Source organism: Bradyrhizobium sp. USDA 3256 (assembly GCF_054058275.1).
On the sequence record NZ_JBSSAE010000002.1, the window covers coordinates 4,904,486 to 4,924,917 of the forward strand.

19 protein-coding genes are annotated in these 20,432 nt (G+C 57.3%); 7 read left to right on the plus strand and 12 right to left on the minus strand.

Annotation, left to right across the window (positions count from 1 at the left end; genetic code table 11):
• Positions 1-45: 45 nt before the first annotated feature.
• The 3 genes from ACVWY5_RS25110 to ACVWY5_RS25120 form a co-directional block, all read right to left on the minus strand.
• The gene (locus ACVWY5_RS25110) at positions 46-762 is read right to left on the minus strand and encodes an ABC transporter ATP-binding protein (protein WP_028337455.1); all 717 of its coding nucleotides are present in this window, start codon (positions 760-762) and stop codon (positions 46-48) included.
• Positions 755-1,507, minus strand: coding sequence for an ABC transporter ATP-binding protein (locus tag ACVWY5_RS25115; RefSeq protein ID WP_028337454.1), 753 nt, complete (start codon positions 1,505-1,507; stop codon positions 755-757). Before ACVWY5_RS25115 ends, ACVWY5_RS25110 begins: the two co-directional genes overlap by 8 nt.
• A 151-nt stretch (positions 1,508-1,658) precedes the next feature.
• Positions 1,659-2,306, minus strand: coding sequence for a glutathione S-transferase (locus ACVWY5_RS25120; RefSeq protein WP_028337453.1), 648 nt, complete (start codon positions 2,304-2,306; stop codon positions 1,659-1,661).
• 150 nt (positions 2,307-2,456) lie between these two features.
• Here ACVWY5_RS25120 and ACVWY5_RS25125 point away from each other — a divergent pair, with 150 nt between their 5' ends.
• Positions 2,457-3,098: a FadR/GntR family transcriptional regulator gene (locus ACVWY5_RS25125; RefSeq protein ID WP_038381703.1), complete on the plus strand. Its 642-nt coding sequence runs from the start codon at positions 2,457-2,459 to the stop codon at positions 3,096-3,098.
• Between the two features lie 225 nt (positions 3,099-3,323).
• On the opposite strand, the gene ACVWY5_RS25130 is transcribed toward ACVWY5_RS25125, so the two are convergent.
• The 6 genes from ACVWY5_RS25130 to ACVWY5_RS25155 all read right to left on the minus strand — a co-directional run bounded on the left by ACVWY5_RS25130 (position 3,324) and on the right by ACVWY5_RS25155 (position 9,255).
• A complete protein-coding gene (locus ACVWY5_RS25130; RefSeq protein ID WP_028352154.1) occupies positions 3,324-3,758 on the minus strand; it encodes a cupin domain-containing protein in 435 nt (144 codons plus the stop codon).
• Complete coding sequence (locus tag ACVWY5_RS25135) at positions 3,755-5,413, minus strand: carbon-nitrogen hydrolase family protein (protein ID WP_321176868.1); 1,659 nt, start codon at positions 5,411-5,413, stop codon at positions 3,755-3,757. The genes ACVWY5_RS25130 and ACVWY5_RS25135 overlap by 4 nt, the downstream gene beginning before the upstream one ends.
• A 10-nt stretch (positions 5,414-5,423) precedes the next feature.
• Entirely contained in the window at positions 5,424-6,617 is a 1,194-nt protein-coding gene (locus ACVWY5_RS25140; RefSeq protein WP_028337449.1) for an ABC transporter substrate-binding protein, read from the minus strand.
• Positions 6,618-6,637: 20 nt separating this feature from the next.
• Positions 6,638-7,150 carry a cupin domain-containing protein gene (locus ACVWY5_RS25145; RefSeq protein WP_321176869.1) on the minus strand — a complete coding sequence of 171 codons (513 nt, stop codon included), beginning with the start codon at positions 7,148-7,150 and terminating at the stop codon, positions 6,638-6,640.
• A 351-nt stretch (positions 7,151-7,501) separates the two neighbouring features.
• Complete coding sequence (locus tag ACVWY5_RS25150) at positions 7,502-8,032, minus strand: cupin domain-containing protein (RefSeq protein ID WP_321176870.1); 531 nt, start codon at positions 8,030-8,032, stop codon at positions 7,502-7,504.
• A gap of 296 nt (positions 8,033-8,328) precedes the next feature.
• Positions 8,329-9,255, minus strand: coding sequence for an MFS transporter (locus ACVWY5_RS25155; RefSeq protein WP_321176871.1), 927 nt, complete (start codon positions 9,253-9,255; stop codon positions 8,329-8,331).
• A 645-nt stretch (positions 9,256-9,900) separates the two neighbouring features.
• Between ACVWY5_RS25155 and ACVWY5_RS25160 the strand changes: the two genes are divergently transcribed.
• On the plus strand, positions 9,901-10,542 hold the full coding sequence (locus tag ACVWY5_RS25160; protein ID WP_080667285.1) for a ferric reductase-like transmembrane domain-containing protein: 642 nt from the start codon (positions 9,901-9,903) through the stop codon (positions 10,540-10,542).
• Positions 10,543-11,330: 788 nt separating this feature from the next.
• On the opposite strand, the gene ACVWY5_RS25165 is transcribed toward ACVWY5_RS25160, so the two are convergent.
• Positions 11,331-12,218: a LysR family transcriptional regulator gene (locus tag ACVWY5_RS25165; RefSeq protein ID WP_028337446.1), complete on the minus strand. Its 888-nt coding sequence runs from the start codon at positions 12,216-12,218 to the stop codon at positions 11,331-11,333.
• 106 nt (positions 12,219-12,324) lie between these two features.
• Between ACVWY5_RS25165 and ACVWY5_RS25170 the strand changes: the two genes are divergently transcribed.
• Together ACVWY5_RS25170 and gfa are read left to right on the plus strand one after the other, a co-directional pair.
• Positions 12,325-13,434: an S-(hydroxymethyl)glutathione dehydrogenase/class III alcohol dehydrogenase gene (locus tag ACVWY5_RS25170; protein ID WP_028352155.1), complete on the plus strand. Its 1,110-nt coding sequence runs from the start codon at positions 12,325-12,327 to the stop codon at positions 13,432-13,434.
• Between the two features lie 30 nt (positions 13,435-13,464).
• Positions 13,465-14,037, plus strand: coding sequence for an S-(hydroxymethyl)glutathione synthase (gene gfa, locus ACVWY5_RS25175; RefSeq protein ID WP_028338083.1), 573 nt, complete (start codon positions 13,465-13,467; stop codon positions 14,035-14,037).
• A gap of 353 nt (positions 14,038-14,390) precedes the next feature.
• On the opposite strand, the gene ACVWY5_RS25180 is transcribed toward gfa, so the two are convergent.
• The gene (locus ACVWY5_RS25180; protein WP_321176872.1) at positions 14,391-15,911 is read right to left on the minus strand and encodes an amidase; all 1,521 of its coding nucleotides are present in this window, start codon (positions 15,909-15,911) and stop codon (positions 14,391-14,393) included.
• A 143-nt stretch (positions 15,912-16,054) separates the two neighbouring features.
• Here ACVWY5_RS25180 and ACVWY5_RS25185 point away from each other — a divergent pair, with 143 nt between their 5' ends.
• A complete protein-coding gene (locus tag ACVWY5_RS25185; protein WP_028338085.1) occupies positions 16,055-16,921 on the plus strand; it encodes a LysR family transcriptional regulator in 867 nt (288 codons plus the stop codon).
• 41 nt (positions 16,922-16,962) lie between these two features.
• On the opposite strand, the gene ACVWY5_RS25190 is transcribed toward ACVWY5_RS25185, so the two are convergent.
• Entirely contained in the window at positions 16,963-17,928 is a 966-nt protein-coding gene (locus ACVWY5_RS25190) for a LysR family transcriptional regulator (protein WP_321176873.1), read from the minus strand.
• Positions 17,929-17,989: 61 nt separating this feature from the next.
• Between ACVWY5_RS25190 and ACVWY5_RS25195 the strand changes: the two genes are divergently transcribed.
• Both ACVWY5_RS25195 and ACVWY5_RS25200 read left to right on the plus strand, forming a co-directional pair.
• On the plus strand, positions 17,990-19,429 hold the full coding sequence (locus tag ACVWY5_RS25195) for an MFS transporter (RefSeq protein WP_321176874.1): 1,440 nt from the start codon (positions 17,990-17,992) through the stop codon (positions 19,427-19,429).
• Positions 19,429-20,415: a glutathione S-transferase C-terminal domain-containing protein gene (locus ACVWY5_RS25200; protein ID WP_051376429.1), complete on the plus strand. Its 987-nt coding sequence runs from the start codon at positions 19,429-19,431 to the stop codon at positions 20,413-20,415. Before ACVWY5_RS25195 ends, ACVWY5_RS25200 begins: the two co-directional genes overlap by 1 nt.
• The last annotated feature ends 17 nt before the right edge of the window (positions 20,416-20,432 follow it).

Sequence of the window (20,432 nt, forward strand, 5' to 3'; positions counted from 1 at the left end):
CGATCTATCAATCTCAAGTAATGGGCCTCAACGGGCAGCCGCGACCTAGACGCCAAGATAGGCGCGCAGCTTTTCCTCGTTGGACGGAAGCTCTTCACTACGAAACGCGTCGACGACCTTGCCGTGCTCTACAACATAGAAGCGATCCGCGACTGTGGATGCGAAACGGAAGTTCTGCTCGACAAGAAGAATCGTGAAGCCGTCCGCCTTAAGCTGAGCGATCATGCGGCCAATCTGCTGCACGATCACGGGTGCAAGACCTTCCGTCGGTTCGTCGAGCATCAAAAAACGTGCCCCAGTACGAAGAACACGCGCAATTGCCAGCATCTGTTGCTCGCCGCCGGAAAGCTTGGTGCCCTGACTGGTCAACCGCTCTTTGAGGTTCGGAAAGAGCTCGAAGATGCGATCGAGACGCATGCCGCCACTCCGGATGACCGGCGGCAGCATCAAGTTTTCTTTTACATCCAGGCTTGCAAATATGCCGCGTTCCTCTGGACACAGGGCAACGCCAAGGCGCGCGATCTTGTCGGACGATAGTCGGATGGTTTCGTCGCCTTCGACAAGAACGGAGCCAGCCCGCTTTCCGATAATGCCCATCACCGATCTCAACGTGCTCGTTTTCCCAGCGCCGTTGCGGCCGAGCAATGTCACGACTTCACCAGGATAGACGCGCAGATTCATCCCGTGAAGTATATGCGACTCCCCGTACCATGCCTGCAGATTGACAACGCTCAGGGCGCTCGCGCGAGAGGCTTCAATCATGACCCAGCCCCAAATAAGCCTCCATAACGCGCTGATCCTTGGTCAGCGCGCTGTAAGGGCCCTCGGCCAGAATACTGCCCCGCGCCAGAACCGTGATGACGTCGGAAATATTCGCGACCACATTCAGGTTGTGTTCGACCATTAGAATGGTTCGATCGCGCGAACACTGCTTGATCAGCGCCGTCATTTTATCGATGTCCTCGTGACCCATCCCGGCCATCGGCTCATCCAGCAGCATGAGCTTGGGATCGAGCGCCAACGTCGTCGCAATCTCCAGGGCCCGTTTACGGCCGTATGGCAACTGCACTGCCAGAACGTCGGTGAATTCTTCAAGGCTCACCTGAGCCAGCAGTTCGCGCGCCCGGGCATCGAATTCCCGCAGCGTTGTCCTCGATCGCCAGAAATCAAACGACCTTCCGCGTCGCCGCTGCAAGGCTATGCGGACATTCTCGAGCGCCGTCATATGAGGAAACGTCGCCGAAATCTGAAAGGATCGAACCAGCCCCAGGCGCGCGACGTCAGCCGGCGTCATCGCCGTGATGTCGCGGTTCGCAAACAGAATCTGGCCGCACGTCGGCTTGAGGAACTTGGTCAGAAGATTGAAACATGTCGTCTTCCCAGCACCATTGGGTCCGATGAGCGCATGGATGGTTCCTTGCCGGATTCGCAGATCAACGCCATTGACGGCAACATAGCCGCTGAATTCTATCGTGAGACCGCGCGTCTCGAGGATGGTATCGTGCATCTGCCTAACAAGCACCAATTGCGGGAGCCGCCCTTGGCAGGCTGCGCCGCGGACCAGAGCCACCGACGTCTCCGCCGTGAGTTGTCAACTACAAAAGTCGGTATGCCGCCCTGTTGTCAGGCAGAGCCGTTCGCAGCCCCACGCGCACTGATTACTGGTGGCCGCCCTCTTTCTGCAGCTCTTTCGGCAAGGTGCGCTTTAGATTACGATAGCTGGTATTCTGCATCGAGGGACGCGCGCTGAAGGCCGCGTACCAGTCCGCGACGTGCTCGTTTCCTTGCCGCCAGTCGTCGTTTGGAAATCGCACTTCGAAGTACCCCAGCGCGCATCCGATTGCCACGCTGCCTATGGTGACCGGCCCATCCAGCAGAGAGATGTTGCGATTCAGCCATGCAATAGCTGACGACACAGCGAGCTTCTGACGCTCGATCCAAGCGGGCGACTGTTCGCCCGGCGGCCGGATGGCCTCATTCCTTCGCGAAATATTGGCATCAAGAATCCCGTCTCCAAGCGCCTGCAGCCTCAATGCGTTCCAGCGAGCCAAGCCTCCCGCTGGAAATAGCTTTGGTCCATCATGCAGGCTATCAAGGTATTCGCAGACGACGCGGGAATCGAACAAGGGGAGTTCGCCATCCTGCAAAAGGGTTGGGATCTTGCAAAGGGGATTGTCAGCTCGCAAGTATTCATCCGCATGCGGGTTGGTCGCTATGAACTGAAAACGCTCGTACAGCCCGACCTCATGCGCGGTGACAAGCACTTTCCGGACGAAGGGCGATGTGATGGTGGCATGAAGGCGCATGCGATACTCCGTATTGACGTTATAATGACGTCGACAGCCGAATCTATATAAGGTCTTTCCAAAATTGGGAAGCCCAATTTGGAGGTAAGCGTGGAAGATTCTAAAGGTGCTCGCCTAGAACGCATTAGGCCGGCTCGCCTCTACGAGACAGTGATCGATTCGCTTGGCAAGTGGTCATCCGCACAGGGCCTTCGCGCCGGTGCGCAGCTCCCAACCGAGCGGGTCTTGGAGGCCGAGTTGGGCGTGAGCCGACCGGTCGTCCGAGAAGCGTTCCGCGTCCTGGAGGCGAGTGGCGTCATTGCCAGCCGCCAAGGCGGCGGCCGCTATCTGCTGCGGAATGAGATCCCGACGAGCGACGCGCTGCGCAGCATCCGTCTTGATAACAGTCGCGACAACCTGCTCAAGCTATGGGAGACGCGTGAAATTGTGGAGTGCAAGGCAGCCGAACTTGCGGCAAAACATGCAACCAAGGAGCAGGTCCGGGATATCTTTCGCCCATTGGAAAATCTCAAGGTGGTGGAGCCAGAGGATTATCGCGCTTCCGATGCGAACATAGAGTTTCACATCGCCGTCGCCCGAGCATCCGGAAACGTCTTTCTGGAGGGTGTTGTGCGCAACTTGGTCGACGAGTTTCGGCGCATCGACTTTAAATACCTGCTACCGCTGGAAACGTGGGATACGCTGCAATCGGATCACTTGCCGATCGCGAAGGCGATTAAGGCAAAGGACGCGCGAGGCGCAAAGCGGGCCATGCAGCACCACTTTGATACGCTGCGAAAGTCCATCGGTTAGGGATCGATCATCGCGTCCCTGCTGTTCGGCTGGCATCCATAGATGTCGCGGATCGCAGAATAGCGTGCGCGAGCGCCTGATGCAAAATGCATCCGCAAGTCCCCTCCCTGTCCGTATCGGTGATGGGTCGCTGCTGCCTGCCCGCCGGACGTGTCAGTTGGCCTTCAGCGTCAGGCCGGAGGCACAGCTTGCGACGGTGCCTCCGCGCATTGTCGGGGTTACGGGCTACGAAGGGCTCCGGTCCTCGGCTGACGCCGCGTAACCGTGTTTCGTCCCTTCCAAGGTTTGCCGACCCTTGAAGGTCTGCTCCGGTCCGCCGGGGGTGTGTATGACTAGATACTCAACCCATTCGGCGCCTATGTTTTGGTGAGAGTGCAGCGTCCGCGGTAGAATTGCCGCCGCATCGCCAGCGCCGATCACGGTTTTCTTGCCACCACTTGTTATCTGCAGCGTACCCTTGATGACGAAGATGATCTCTGTCTCACGTTCTTTTTGATGTTCCTCGTAGCCGCGACCGGGTGGGATCGTCACCCAGCAGACCGATGCTCCATCCACGCCCGCTTCCTTGTCGATTAAAACCTTTGTCAATCGGCAATAACTGACATAGGTCTCCACGTCCGATTGCTTGACCAGGCGAACACCGTCGTTTGTCGAAGTCACTGCGCACCCTCCCCGGTCTGCGTGGTGAGTATTGAATAACCCTGAGGTTGCCGATGCGCGAAGATGTCGGTGTTCCTCGAAACAAGCTTCATTGTCGAGGTCGCCGGGACGATCATGTGGCCGGCGCAGCCAACTCTTCCTGGTCCGATTGTCGCCCTTTGCGCTGGAATCGGGTACGGCCTTGGCGAGACAACTTGCGAGTGCCCCACTCCCCGCTCAGCTGGTGTTGCGGCGACGACATAGACCTGATTCTCGAGAGCTCTCTCCAACGGAAGGACGTCGCTGTGCCGCGTCGATTTCCACCGGGTCGGCCAGGCGATAACTTGGGCACCGTCGAAGGCGAGAAGTCGCGGAACCTCTGTGATTAGTCCTTCCTCACCGAGCATAACGCCTAGCAACCCAATCCGCGTATTGAAGAGCCCCAGATCGCGCCCGGCACTGAAAAGACCCACTTCGCTGCTCTCAAGATGCGACTTATCGTACCAGCCTACGATCTCACCACCGTCAATGACGCAAGCCGAATTGTAGAGCCCTCCATCCGCCGACAGTCGCGGCAATCCGACAACAACAACCGTACCTGTCCTTCTGGAGAATTTGGCAAGGAGGTCCACTGCCGTCTCGGTTAGGCCAATGCGCTCGCGAACATTCTCGTTCGAGACGCCCCCCTGAACCGGAAACAGCTCAGGGAGAACAATAAGGTCCGCCTCGTCCAACAGGAAGATCTTTTCGCACTCGACCACGGCTTGTTCGATGTTGCCAGATACCACTTGGGCGGCGGCCGCATACACCCCTGACACGCTGGTTAGCTGTGAATTTGTGCGCGACTTGGCCGGAGCTAATCCGACAAGCTTTTGATACAATTCGGGGCGCCGCCTCGCGAACCGGTGTTCCTTGCCCCGCCGGTCCGCCAACGATGGTTTCACATCCACCACGAGCAATTCTTCATCGAACTCGCTGGCCTCAGCGGCGACAGCACCGTCAGGTGTCAGTACTTGGCTGTGGCCTGGATATCTGATGCCAGGCTCGGATCCCACCTTGTCGGCCGAAATGATCCAACAATGATTCTCGATCGCACGAGCCGGTGCGTGAATTTCATACTGATCTGGCCCACCCCAATTCGAGACGTTGAAGAGCATCTGGGCACCGCCGAGAGCCGTGCAACGTGCAGGCTCCGGGATTCTCATGTCGGCACAAATGACCATACCGATCGAGCCGAGCGGTGTCGTCGTCGGTTCGAACTTAATCTCTCCATGCTTCATCCAGATCTTGTCTGATCGAATGAAGAATGTCTTCCGATAAACGCCCTCGAGTTTCCCGCTGTCCGACACGAGCAGCGCAGTGTTGTGAATTCCATCTTTCGCTTTGGTCCTCTCAAGAATGCCAAACGACGTCCAGATCTTCAGCTCGGATGCAAGCGACCGGACAGCTGTGACAAACTCCCCATCAGTTGTGGTCGCCGCCCGCAACGCTTCCTCAGTGTCTTTGAACACGTATCCGTTGCTAATCGCTTCGGAGAACACAACAACATCTGCGCCTTGCTTGGCAGCCATCCTCATGTACTGAAGAACTTTGATGAGATTCCGGTCTTCTGCCCAAGGCTCGACATGGACTTGAGCAACCGCCACCCTAACGTTTTCTTTCATTTTATCACTCACGATTTTTGGTTTAGTTTGCCAACAAGCATTTGCCGTCAGACATGGGACGAAACGCGTCCGCTGCTGAAATGACCTGCTTGACTTTGAGAAGATCGTTCGGCCCCTTAGACTCTGCGGGCACTTTGGTCTCCACGAACAGCATCCGATGGAGCGCGCGCCCGTCAGCACGGACTTGTGTCTCGCCAAACAATGGATCCTTCCACGATTTATCTCTCAGATTCCGGATAACGGCCGCGCCGTCCCTCGCCTGCTTCAAGTCCCCCGCGCTCCGGAGGAATGCGAGAACTGACGAGTAGACGCCCGCATGGCCCATGGTGGGCACCGCACCGTTCGTCCTTGCAGCAAATCGCTTGCTCCAATTGCGTGTATCTTCGTCAAAGTCCCAATAGAACGCGTCTGCGTAGCTAAGTCCCCCTGCCGCGTTCAAACTCAGCGACTTGACGTCGGTAATGAACACCAGCAGCCCAGCCAGCTTCTCTTTGCGTGACCCGAGACCAAACTCGGCCGCCTGCTTCATACTGTTTACGAGATCTGCGCCTGAATTTGCGAATGCAACAACGTCCGCGTTTGCGGCCTGCGCCTGTACAACAAATGACGAGAAATCTGAGCTGTTGATGGGGGCTCTTACAGCACCAACGACCTTTCCGCCCGACTCAGCGACCACAGCGGACGCGTCACGCTCCAATGCGTGGCCGAACGAGTAATCGGCAGTAATGAAGAACCAGTTCTTTTTGCCTTCATTGACCAGCGCGCGCGCAGCGATCTTCGAAAGCGCCCACGTATCATAGGTGAAATGGACTGTGTTCGGTGAGCATGCTACCCCCGTGAGCTCGGATGATCCGGCGTTCGACACAAACAGCGCTCGATTCTTGGTGCGCGCTACCTCAGACACAGCGAACGCGATTGAAGAATTCGGCACGTCTACAATCATGTCGACATTGTCGACATCAAACCATTTGCGCGCAATTGCTGCACCAATATCGGCCTTGTTCTGGTGGTCAGCGGAAACGACCCGCACTTGCATCTGATGACTCTCGGGATCGAAGTCTTCAACAGCCATGCGGGCCGCTTCTACCGATCCTGCGCCGCTGTTGTCCTTGTAGAGACTCGACATGTCGGTGAGTACCCCGACGGTTACGACTTGCTGGGCACCCACAACAGTTGTGCTGCAAACAAGAGCAGCGACCAACAGAACGACTTTCATCTTTCTTCTCCCCTGCCGAGTTATCTCCATGATGATGTAACGCCGCTCTGCGATGGAGCATCTGGCTTGAACTCGCCGTCGCGCTTTCGGAGAACATGCCGGGGCGGCTCGCCCGCCGGCTCCTCTCTGAATAGACTATTCGCGCGCGCTAGCAGCGGCAGGTTCTGCATCGAATAGAGGATGGCGTCTTCGGTTTCAGACTCGTTGACATGCTCATGATAGGTCCACGCCGGAGTCAGAACCACATCGCCAAACTCCCAATCGTAGCGCACACCATCAATGTTGGTGTAACCCTTACCCTGCAACGCGAAATGTATCGCCCACGGAGAATGGCGATGGAGCTGGCTCCGTTCGCCGGGCTTCATCAGCTGCACGATGATCGCCAAGTCCTGCGCGACGCTTACATCCTGGACGAGGTCGGGGTGCGACAGGGCCAAGATGCGACGCTTCCAGTCGCGGTCGCTTGCCCGTACAGCGTCGACGAGCTCCCTGTATTTCCACATCGCTGGCGTCAGGAGCGGCTTCTTTGCCATCTCGGTGTATTCTTTATATGGGACGACAGCCCCTTTAAGCACGTGCCCAGTCATCGTGATCCACCTTCAAATTGGACTGTCCAATTTTGGCGCGCCCACATGGCGGTGTCAAGAGGCCGCCGCCTGACAAATCAACGGCGCCTCATGAGCGCACCACCACTTCTTTCGAAAGATCAGGGACTGCGGCGGATCGAAACCGGGCCAATCGGGACACGCGCTCAATCTCGATCTTTGCGAAGACCAGCAAGATGATCCGGCGGGCGCATTCACGACTCAATATTCACTGGCCGCCAAGCACGACACAGTGCGAGCGGACACCTCATGACAAGAGCGCCCGCTCGCTTAGTCAAACTACTTACGGAACGGCGGCTCGACGTAGATCGTTGCAGAGGGGCCGGTACCGGTCAGCTGGTACACTACGTCGTCGCCCTTTGTCATAGCGAAGTGCGGTACATTCGCTGGTTCGACGTAAAAGCTTCCAGGCGGCAATGCGACCAGCTTCGATTCATCGAAATGGTCTCCATAGCCAACGTACCACATGCCAGAAATGACGGTGTAGGTCCGATCCTCAGGATGAGTATGCGCCGCCATCTTGTAGTTCGCTGGAAACTTCACCCTCTGGATGAACGGTCCAGCTTTCGTGGAATCGCCGATGATATCGGCGATCTCAGTGCCCACCGTACGCGGATTTGTCTTCCAGACCAGTTTATCCGGAAGCGTCAGGACAGCCTCCTTTGGGATGCTTTGCGCCGTAGCCGAGCTAATCATGAAGCTCGTAAGCAGAGACATTGCCGAACCTGCCACCACGGCGAGGCGAGCAAGCGAGTTTGGCTTGGTGCGCCCAGCTTTCGCAGGTTCAGCGCTAACTCTCACGATTGTCATTCAGATCCCTCCTAAGATGGTTTGTATGGAAAGGCCGACCTAGCGAACAGTGTATTCACCCAGATTGGCTATCCCAACACTGGGCTCTCCAATTGAGAAATGTCAAGCACGGCTGTTCCGTTTGTTTGTAAATCCGTGAGCAAAATTGCGACGGCGGCGACCGAAAACGCGCAATCGAAGTGATGTTTTAGCGAATGCTGAGGCGAACGCGATCCGACTGACACGTGTTGCGGCTTCAGTTAGAGCGCCGACGATTAAGCGCTCGCTGTTCACCGCTAATCACCCAAAACTCGCCTTTACCCGCAGATCGAGCCGAAGCCAAATCGCTCTGGGAGGAATGCGCTCAGAGAAAGTATGACGGCGCCGAATGCGAAAGACTGCAGGATAAATCTGCCCGGCAACCTGGTCCCTTCTCGGGGTCGCACCACAAGGCCCGCCACCAGGCAACCCGTTACAAAAGCGACTGCGAACGGCAGCGTTGTAACCACCGCCACGAGACGAAATTGATCCAGTCCGGCATGAAAATAGAACCCGAAAAGCAGATAAAAGCAGCTGATCAGAACCGCACCGCTAGCATTCGGTACTGCTGCCGAGCGGTCTCGCACCTGGCTAAGAAGCGACAACTCACTCAGAAAGACCATCAAGCCAACCAAAACGTTAACGAGGAAGACCGCCTGCCACGCCGTTTCATACGGGCGATCGAGCGCAAACATTCCCCCGACCAACTCACCACTGATGGCCGCCAGGCCGAACGCGGCGGCGTATATGGCGAGGACCCGACTCTCGTCAGGCGAGTGAAGAAGAGCACGTATCGAAGCAAGAACACGCGGCGCCATTATGATCGCAGCTATTCCCTGCAAAACGCATCCACCGGTCAGAAATTTGGGCGACCATGTCACGCCACCGCTTATTGAAGCGAGCGTAGAGGCAACTACACCGAGCCAGAAGAGCCACGGACGGCATTGCCAATGGGCTGCCCTACTGCCACCGACCATGGTCGCGATTGCATACACGGCGGCTAAGCCCGATATGATCAGCTGCGCTATGGTGGTTGCCCCCGTATCAAGTCCTATTGCCGGCAGCGTAGTGTTAACGATGCAGAAGTAGAACATCGGCAAAAACACACCCGCGACGAGCGCGAGCGCGCTTATCCACCAACTTGAATTTAGGCCCATTTCGTCCGGATGCAGAAGGTCCGATCGATCTACAGTTTCGCTAGTCAAGCATCTCTCCCCGGTATTGAGGCTGCCGACATCGCTCTCGCCGACACGTGGCGCAGCTGGTACCGCAACGAGTGACGCGCCCGGAGCGAGTTGGGATCCTAATCGAAAAGCACCGGTAGTATGGGTGCGCTTCGCGCAGCAGAGATACCCCTCACCTTGGTTATTTCTGCGATAACTGGATGACATGACTCCCATCTGCTCTCGCTCCGTGCGGACGTCGTGACTGAGCAACGGAATCTATGTCCGCTGCCACATCGCAACAGCCATTCGCATTTCACCGCACCCCTGTTGCTGTCTGAAAATGCAAACGCTGTTTGCGGCAATCCGGAATCGACCGCGGACTCGACCGATCTACATTCGCGTATTTGCGATTAGAACAAGTTTGGGGCGCGGCGACCTATGCTCTCGGTCGGATGGGGTACATCGACAACGTCTGTCAGTGCGTCGACTAACGGCTCATCCAGCCCTTCGGTTCTTCACCGGAATCGCCCCTGCGCAACGAGTTCTTTTATGCGAACTCGTTTTGAGCCCCGCATGATCAACACAGGCCAATCTGGACCAGCTAAGCGAAGGAGATCAATACGGACAGTCGCTGAACAAGCCTAACGTCACCCAACACGATTAAACCAAGAGAGGAACGTCTAAATGTCACTTCATACGTCTGCCGAACGACCTGCGAGCACCGGACTTTCAAAATGGCGATTGTTCACCATACTCGCAACTCTGCCGATCGTTGGTGCGTTTGCCATCGCATTCCAGTATCCCGACGTAGAGGGGATGCGAACGGTCGTTATTATGTCGGTGCGCTACTCGTTAGTGCTGTTCTGGTTAGCTTTCTGCGCATCGTCCATCTACGAATTTTGGCCCACGCCCGGGTCTCGCTGGCTGCTAAACAATCGCCGATATATCGGGTTGTCTTTCGCGGTTGCGCACACGGTTCATATCATAGCACTCATCATCTATGCGGTAGTCTGGCCAGACGTCTACGATAAGCACTCTCGCCTCCTCAGTGAGATTCTCGGCGTTATCGGTTACGCATTCGTCTTGGCAATGGCCGCCACTTCATTTGCGAAGCCGAGGGCATGGCTTGGCCCTGCTCGCTGGAAGACGCTTCACACGATCGGCGGTTATGCCATCTGGGCAGTATTCGTCTACATGTTCACCAAGAGGTTCATGGCTCATCCCAATGACCCCATCTTCAGCGCTGGCCTGGCGTTGCTCGTCGCGTCGGTTTTCCTGCGTTTGCAGGCCCGCCGTGCGCGCTCGAAGTCAGTTGTAGCGTCGTGATATTGTCGAGGGAGTGATTACCAATACGAAGCGGTGGCATCGCTGTGAAACTATGTGGCATGTCACCGCTTCGTTGCCTCCCTTGTCCCACCGAAGCTTTGGGACGCTCGAATAATCGCAACCTCGTCATGCGAGAGCGGGAGAACCAGTTTCGCTAGCTCATCATGACTATCGTCGAGATGCTGCCCCGCCGTGGACGCCTATCCAGCCGCGACTATCTTGGACACTTCTTGGCCCCGCCCTCCATCTTGACCGGAGACGCTTCCAGACGCATGCCCTCGAACTGGCCCCTCGACGTCGGGCTCCCACCTCTGAACTTGGCACGTAACGCGAATGCATCAGCTTGAATGGCGTGGGCGCTACAGCCTCGCCCTTGATGACAATATCGCGCCGACAGCTCCATGCGATAGGTAAGTCGGCCATTAAAAATGGGCTCGGCATTGCTGCCGAGCCCAAGTATTGAGACGCCAACTACCCGTGGGCCTCAATCCGGCGGGAGGAGCCGGAAACCATTTGACCAGTTTTCGAGGGCGCGCTTTTGCGCGACAGAAGAGAACGGCGAAGAGCGTTAGGTCTCCACCGTCGCTCCGTTCGACGGCTTGATTATAAGAAGCGCAGAGCGTCGTCGACCCATTGAGTCCAACTGCCACGAATATTTCAGAGATAATGAAACGCGATATCCGGATGGATAAGCGGCCACCATAAGTTATTGCACTTGGCCGAGGCCACTGCACCTACGACTCAGCGCTCAAATCAGCGGGCTTGTACTCGAGCCCGCTGCCTTGCGATCACAGGGATGGCCGACCACGGCCGAGGTTTGCGCTTATGAACTCAACTAATGCCGAGATTTTCGACTGCAGCCTTGAGCGCCTGGGGCTCACGGCCCAGATCGCTTGGTCTGTTGGACGCTCCGCACCCAGCAACTCGACCAGTCTCCCGGCACGTAGGTGATCCTCGACGTAGAAATCCGGCAGTTGGCAAATGCCCAGGCCCTGCAACGCGGCTCCGAGCACCGCAGAGCCGCTATTGCAACGCCACTTGCCCTCAGGAACCAGGTTTATATTTTGATCCGCGGTTCTGAATTGCCAGTGTCGCGCTGTACCCAGCAGGCAAGCATGGCCCAGGACTTCACTCACTGCCGATGGAGCTCCATAGCGCTCGATGTATGCTGGGGCGGCGCACAGATGCAGTGATCTCGAGCCGAGCTTAACACCAACCAGACGCTTCTCCTCTGTATGGCCGGTCCTTATCCCTAGATCGACGCCGTCGGCGACGAGATCAAGGACACGGTCTGTAAGTTCAATTTCCGCGCTCACTTCAGGATGCGCGGCGAGGAATTGAGCTACGATCGGCACAATGATCCGCTCTCCATAGGCAATTGGACAGGTGAGCCGAATGTGGCCCCTGATTGGATCTCTCCCTGATGTAATGACTTCAAATGCGTCGTCTCTGTCATCGATAAGCCGCCGACAGCGCTGCTCCAGTAGACGCCCGCACTCCGTTAGCGCCACGCGACGCGTATTCCGAACGAACAAGCGAATACCTAAGCGCTGCTCCAGGCGTCTTATTTCTCGGCTTACTTGCGAAGTAGACACCTTTAGCCGCACAGCCGCCCCGGTGAAGTTGCCCACCTCAGCAACCGCCACGAATGCATCTATTCCTTCCCAACCCTTCATCCTCGTCCTTCGATTTTTGCAAAACTGGAAAACTGTGTTTCTACAATTCAGGGTTATCAGCGGTCGCGAAGGCGCCTACCACTCTCGCAATCTGGAGAGCACACCTATGAAGACGCGCGCCGCCGTTGCCTTTGAAGTCAAGAAGCCGCTGGCAATTGTTGAAGTTGATCTGGAAGGCCCCCGCGCCGGCGAAGTACTCGTGGAGTTGAAGGCGACGGGCATCTGTCATACCGATGCGTATACATTGTCAGGTCTCGACAGCGAGGGGCTCTTTCCAGCCATCCTTGGCCACGAAGGCGCCGGCATCGTTCGAGAAATTGGGAGTGGTGTGACAAGCGTCAGACCGAACGACCATGTCATCCCGCTTTATACGCCGGAGTGCCGCTCCTGTAAATCTTGCCTATCAGGCAAGACCAATCTCTGCACGGCCATCCGCGCAACGCAAGGCAAAGGCTTGATGCCCGATGGCACGACGCGCTTCAGCTATAAAGGCCGGCCCATCTTCCACTACATGGGCTGTTCGACGTTCTCGAACTTCACAGTCCTTCCTGAGATAGCGGTCGCCAAGATTCGTAACGATGCCCCCTTCGAAACGGCTTGCTACATCGGATGCGGAGTCACAACCGGCGTTGGCGCAGTCGTTAATACGGCGAAGGTGACTGCCGGTTCGAATGTCATTGTCTTTGGCCTCGGTGGCATTGGTTTGAACGTCATCCAGGGCGCTCGCATGGTGGGCGCCAACAAAATCGTCGGAGTTGACCTGAACGACTCCAAAGCCGAATGGGCGCAGCGGTTTGGCATGACGCACTTTGTAAATCCGTCGAAAGTCAGCGGAGACATCGTGCAGCATCTCGTGGAGCTTACCGATGGCGGCGCCGACTACACGTTCGACTGCACTGGCAACACTGACGTGATGCGCCAAGCTCTCGAGGCTTGTCACCGGGGGTGGGGTGTCTCCGTCGTCATTGGAGTGGCGGAAGCTGGACGAGAAATCTCGACGCGGCCATTCCAACTCGTGACCGGTCGTACCTGGACAGGCTCTGCATTCGGCGGCGCACGTGGTCGCACCGATGTCCCCAAACTCGTGGACTGGTACATGAGCGGCAAGATCGAGATCGATCCGATGATTACTCACCGCCTCTCGCTCGAGGAGATCAATCTCGGATTCGACCTAATGCGCGACGGTACATCGATACGTTCAATTGTCGTCTTCTAGTCCAACCAAGTTCAACAGATTGGGTCAATAATGTCTATCTCACTTCATCCTATGATCGATAACGGCATCAAGTTCGGCAACGCCCCGTTCAACGGGGGAACGCTGGTCTGCAAGTGCGAGCACGATCCGGTCAAAATCAGCGTCACCAGCAGTGTGGCACATAACCATGCATGCGGTTGTACGCAATGCTGGAAGCCGGCCGGCGCCGTCTTCTCGGTCGTGGCCGTTGTCCCGCGCGACAAGGTCAACGTGTTGCAAGGTGCAGAAAAGCTGCAAGTGATCAATCTTTCGGCCACCATTCGGCGCCACGCATGCAGCCGATGCGGCACGCATATGTTCGGCCGGATCGACAGCAAGAGCCATCCGTTTTATGGCCTGGACTTCATTCATCCAGAACTCTTCATCGAGGATGGAGCACCGGCGCCCGAATTCGCAGCCTTTGTCTCTTCCATCATAGAGTCGGGAGTTTCCCCGTCCGAAACCGGTGCAGTTCGGGCCAGGCTAAAGGAAGTTGGCCTCGAGCCTTTCGACTGCCTCTCGCCTCCGCTCATGGATGCAATTGCGACCCACGTTGCAGCTAGCCGGAAAGCGGACGCAACCTAAGCGTCCGTTGAGCTTTTAGCTGGCACTGGGAGACTCGCCGACGATCTTTAGGGTCGTTAAGATCCTCAACAGGCAGTTTCCTGAAACAAGCCCTTTCATTCAGAAGGCGGCGTCATCCTAGGATGGGGCCACCTGCTGCTGCGTACTGCAAAGAATATTTCCGGATGGAGTAGGGTCTAGTAGCGCGCCGATCATGTCAGCTCTTCGTTGCAATGAGATCGCTACAATTGCTCGCCCTGTCTGCTCGTGGAAATGCCCGCTCGAGCCTTGGCGCGAGCGGGCAGATTAATCCGGTACGGGAAGCGCTCTAGCGCCGCACTAGCGTTCTGGCGTCACTCGCTATTCAGCGCAGATCACACCGAGGGATGACGACGATGCCAATCTGTCGCATGCTGGAACGCGCTCCCGGCCCGCACAAGTAGTCCTTCGTCAAGCCGCCGACTAACAAGTTGAAACGAGAGGGGAAGCCCCTTGGCCGTAAATCCGTTTGGCATCGTTAGCGTCGGATTTCCGGACATATCGAATGGAGCCGCGAAACGGAGAAAATCACTAAGCTCTGCCGGCTTGGTGAAGAGTTCCGCTTCTTGCCGGATCGAAAAGTCGGCAAGCGGTTGGGTTGGAATCAACAGCAAGTCAATGTCCCCAAAGAGAGCCGCCAACGCTCCAGAGAAATTGAGCCGGTCATACGTCACCTTCATGAGGTCGGTAGCCGTTATCGTGCGTCCGTACTCGATCAACCCAGCGATTGAGCCGCTGACGGGCGGACCATATTCAGCGGATCGCGATGGATACGTCGCGCTGTGAGCCATCGCAGCCTCCACACCTGCCAAAGTGCCCCACCCCGCTGTCACGCCCCGATAATCTGGAAGTTTGACCTCGCGGACAGTCGCTCCGAGGTCCTGCAAAGCACGCCTTGTTTCCCGCAACGCTCGGACGATATCCTCATCGACGCCCTTTTCGTTGTACGAGGGGTCAATCCCGACCCGCAGTCCGCGAACTCCCTTGCTTAGATCTGCCAGGTAGTCCGGAACAGGGTCGATCAACGTTGTTGGATCATTCACATCATGCCCTGCGATAATGCCGAGTATTGCCCCAGCGTCAGCGGCGGACCGCGTCAGGGGGCCAACGTGATCCATAGTCGGGGCTAGCGGAAAGACGCCGTATCGGCTGACACGTCCCCAAGTGGGCTTCAGCCCGGTCACTCCATTGGCAGAGGCTGGATAACGGATTGACCCGCCAGTATCGCTGCCTAGTGCACCGAAGGTCAGGCCAGCCGCCGTCGCAACACCGGAACCGCTCGATGATGCCCCGGCATAATAGTCGGCATTCCAGGGGTTCTTCGGCACTGCAACGGACGGATGGTGCTTGGCAAATACACCTTCTGTAAGCTGCAGCTTGCCTAAGAGCACAGCTCCGGCATCTGCCAAGCGCTTCACTACCGTCGCGTCAAACTCCGGCTTGTTGCCGAAGTTGATTGGCATTCCCGCTGAAGTGACGATGCCAGCCGTATTATAGATATCCTTGACGGCAACCGGGATACCATGAAGCCGACTTCGATAACGCCCAGCGGCAATGTCGGCCTCTGCCTTCCGAGCCTGCACTAATGCCAAGTCCGTCGTTACAGTGGCGTAAGAATGGAGCGACGGATCAAGGCGCGCAATACGATCGAGCATCGTTTTCGTTAGCTCGACTGGCGAAAGCTTACGAGCCTTGATGGCATCGGCCGTCTCCAGCAGAGACCCATAGCATACTTCGCCACCAGACGCGGCCGACATCGGTGTGCTGGCCAACGCTAAGCCGGCCGTCGTCGCAAGCAAACCGCCGATAAATTGCCCCCGTGATAAGTCCATTTCCTTGTCCCCCTGATCATTCATATTATCTAAGCGCGGACCTGACAGCCGAGCTATCTCGCAAGGTCGCTCCGCTCCGGCCCGCGAGCCGTCAACGTAGCTGTCGGTTGACTCAAATGAAATTGGATCGATATACATTTCAGAGATAACAGAAGTGGATGAGCGCTATGATCACGCTAGACGTGGATGCAGTGGAAGCGTTTGTGGCGATCGCGGATCAGCAAAGCTTCACACGAGCAGCTGAAACTTTGAGTACAACACAAGCTGCGGTCAGCATTAAGCTGAGGCGACTTGAAGATCGCGTAGGGCACAGACTTGTCGAGCGGACGCCGCGGTTGGTTCGCCTATCAGCACAAGGCGAACTATTCCTCGAGTCGGCTCGTGATTTTCTCGCTGCCCATCGTCGCGCCGTTGCCGGGCTTTCGCAGGTACGCCGGCGCTTCACGCTGGGGATTGCAACGCAGATCGGCGGACCAGAGATTCCAGCCCTGCTCACGCGGCTAAATGCGTACGATCCACAGCTCGTTCTTGAGGTCCGGTCGGAAAGCGCTCACGATCTGCTCGGCGCTCTGGATCGCGGTGAAGTCGATGCAGCGATCATGCGCCGAGAGGAAGATCGACGGACGGGAGAGGTGCTGGTGCAGGAACGCTTTGGCTGGTTCGCGACTCCTGACTTCGAGTTTCGAGCTGGCGAACCGCTCCGCTTGGCCGCCTCGTCTCCTTCATGTGGCATGAGGGATAGTGCCACCAGAGCGCTTGACGCTGCGGGAATATCCTGGCGTGAGGTCTTCTTTGGCTGCGGCTCGTTTGCTATTTCGGACGCGGTTGCGACTGGCTTAGCCACCGGCATATTTTCCTTTCGGCTTGCGCCGTCGTGCACCGTGGATATCGGCGAACGGTTCGGACTGCCCTCCCTGCCATCCTCCGAGATCGCGATGCTTTCGTCACTTTCCGATGAGCGATCCCGCAGGATACTAAGGATTATCGCGGCGACCTTTCGTGAGCATGGCTGTGGCACATATGGCAAAGTCTAATTAGACTTTCCGCGATACGCTTCGCCAACCGGTGTGAGCCATCAACCGCGAATGTGCGGCCGCCGGCCTTCAAGAAGATTCCGCTCCGAGGCCATCGCTTTTGCAAAGAACTCCATGCACGCGCGAATACGCGCTGTGCGCCTAAGATCATCGTGAGTAAGGAGCCAGACGGCCGACCGCGGTTCGGTCAGTGCCTCGGGAGTGGCGCGGCGCAAACCAGCTGCAAGATCTCCTACGTAGCAGGGAAGCAAGGCAAGTCCGAAGCCGGCGATAGCTGCGTCTTTTAGCGCCGGAAGAGCGTCGACTCTCAGCGTCACCTGCGCGAAACGGAGATTGTCTCGCATCCATCGAGCGATGACGGTACCGGCCAGGGCGTCATCTAATCCAATCCAGTCATGAGCTGACAGATCCTTGTCTATATGTCGCGAGAGATACGCATGCGATCCGTAGATCGCATGCGCGACCTCCGCCACACGTCTTCCTACGAGCAGATCAGAAGGCTCCGGCGTGGGGCGGATCGCGATATCGGCCTCCCGGCGCGTCAAGTCGGCAACCATATTCGACAGCGCGAGCTCCAGTTTGATGCCCGGATGCAACGCGCGCAGCGACTCAAAGTGCGGCATCAGGATAACGCCCAGCGTGTCGGTCGTCGTGATCCTGACGGTGCCACCAGGCCTCAGATCCTGGCCCGACAACTTACGCTCGAGTGTTAAAATCTCCGCCTCAAGGCGCTCTGCCGACGCCGCTGCCGTCTCGCCAGCTGGCGTCGGCGCATAGCCGTCCCTGTATCGATCGAACAAGCGAGCACCGATTCTATCTTCGACCGCGCCCAAGCGGCGAAACACGGTCGAATGCCTCACGCCCAACACCCGCGCGGCTCCCGACAACGAGCCTTCCCGAAAAACGGCGAGGATCAAACGCAAGTCATCCCAATCCAGCAGGTTGTGCATTTTTGCAAACTCGGAGAACCAAAATCGACAATTACCGTCCGCGAAAGGATCAGTCAAATAGTACCCCAAGGGCGCCCGAAGTGTTGGGGCACCTGCGTGTTTCCGCGAGGGCTTATCGTTGAACAGCCAAATTACCGAACCGGCCTCGACCCCAGGCGTTTCTTCACTGGAGGGCGATCCTCAACGCTGGTTCGCGTTGCCGGTGCTCTTGACCGGAGCGTTCCTGCCCATTGTCGACTTCAACGTCGTCAACCTGGCACTTCCCGCCATCCGTGAGAACCTCGCCGCCTCGTCGAGCGAAGTGCAGTTTGTGATATCGGCCTACGCCGCGACTTACGCCGTGTTTCTGATAACGGGAGGACGGCTGGGTGACCTCTTCGGCCGGCGTCGTCTGTTTCTGTTGGGGGTCGGAGGTTTCACGATCGCGTCAATCCTTTGCGGGCTCGCTTGGTCGCCGACGGTGCTCGTCGCCGCGCGGATACTTCAAGGCTTGACGGCAACCGCGATGGCGCCACAGGTTCTCGCGTCGATCCGCGTCTTGTTCCCAATTGCCGAGCAAAGCGTGGCGCTCGGCTTCTATGGGGCAACATTCGGCCTTGCGAACATATGCGGCCAACTCTTCGGCGGCATGCTCGTCTCGCTTCACCCGTTCGGCCTCGCCTGGCAGGCCATCTTTCTGATCAATGTCCCGATTGGGCTCGCCGCCTTCATAGGCGGTTGGGCATTTCTCCGCGATTCCCGCGCGCAACATGCGCAAAGGGTCGACGTGGGTGGCGTTCTCCTGCTGTCGTTGACACTGGGCCTGATGGTTTACCCACTTGTCGAAGGTCGACAACTCAGCTGGCCGCTGTGGACTATCGGCATGCTTTTGGCTTCGCTTTTGGCCCTTATGGCATTCACACGATACGAATCCCTCCTTTATGCCCGTGGCGGTGATCCGCTTGTTGCTCTCCATCTTCTTCAAAACAGGGTCTTCGCGACAGGACTTGTCATCGCCCTCGCCTTTTACATGCTGTCCTCATTCTATCTGACCTTCGCAGTTTACCTGCAAAGCGGGTTGCACCTGTCCCCGTTCGACGCAGGCCTGGCGACACTGCCCTTTGCTGCGGGTTTCTTTGCAAGCTCGCTTATATCGTCATACGTGATGAAGCTATTCGGTGTTCGAACGCTGGCGCTTGGCTTTGCGTTTCAGGTTATTGGCTTCGGCAGCGTGATGCTCGCGGTTGGCGGCTTGGTTCCGCAGGCTCTCGATTTCGGCCTGATCTGTGGTGGCCTCGGATTCGGTACCGTCATGCCGTCCGTCATCAAGGCCGTGATCGGGAGCATCGACCAAGGGCACGCGGGCCTGGCCTCCGGGATCATGATCTCCACGTTTCAGATCGGCGCGGCTCTGGGTGTCGCTGTCATTGGCGGCGTGTTCTATAGTGCGCTAGGCGACCGGCAGGACCTTCCCGGCTTCGCGCGCGCGTTTGTCCTAGCCCTCGGTTGTAACGTTGCCCTCCTCGCCCTCGCAGGCATTTTGTCCCTGCGGCTACCAGACGATCAGCAGGCCGCCTGATGATGCGACCGCTCAGCGCACGCACGATGAAGTTGATGCTAAACGGCAAGTGGTGCGGCGACATCGTTCCTACACCGGAGCTCGATGCCCTTAGAATGATACATGCCGGCAGTTTTCGTGACTTTGTTGTGAAAGATCGGCATTCCGGATTTCCTGCTCAAGCGGATCGATACCAGCTCTTCGTGTCTCCTGCCTGTCCATTTTCACACCGCGTTACCGTCGTGCGGGCACTGAAGGGGCTCGAATCCGTCGTTAGCCTATCGTTGCTCCACCCACTGTGGAACACACCCGACGGATGGGTGTTCACGGACACCGAAGCACGTGGGACCAGCCATGCAACCCACGGCTTTGTGTGCCTTCATGAGGCCTACAGCGCCTCACGCCACGACTACACGGGCAAAGTCACGGTGCCGGCACTCTGGGATCAACATACGGGCCGCATCGTCAACAACGAATCGTTGGACATCTCCAAGATGCTGAATGCTGCCTTCGACCTGTGCGGAGGCCATCCGAACGTCGATCTTTATCCGATTGAGTTGAAAACACAGATCGATCTGCTCAATGATCGTATCACTCAGCGCCTGTCCGTTGGGGTTTACGCGGTCGCCGACGCACGACATCAGGCGGAATACAACGCCGCCATGGATAACTTGTTCGACTTTCTCGATGAACTCGATTTGCAACTTCGGGATGGTCGTCGCTTTCTTTTAGGGCGGCAACCGACCTTGGCTGACGTGCTAGTTTACACACCGTTGGTACGTTTCGATGCCGTTTACAATCCGCTGTTCCGAGCGAGCCGCAAACGGCTTACCAATTACGGGTACCTTACGGCGCTCGTCAGGCGGATCCACGCGCTGCCGGGTGTGGCCGAAACTCTTCGGTACGATCATATCCTCCCGCACTACTACGATGGTGATTGGGCCATCGCGACGCGTCGCGGAATTGTCCCTGAACTGCCAGCCGTCAGCTGGCTCCAACCCGTCTGAAATCCCAAGTCCAGGAG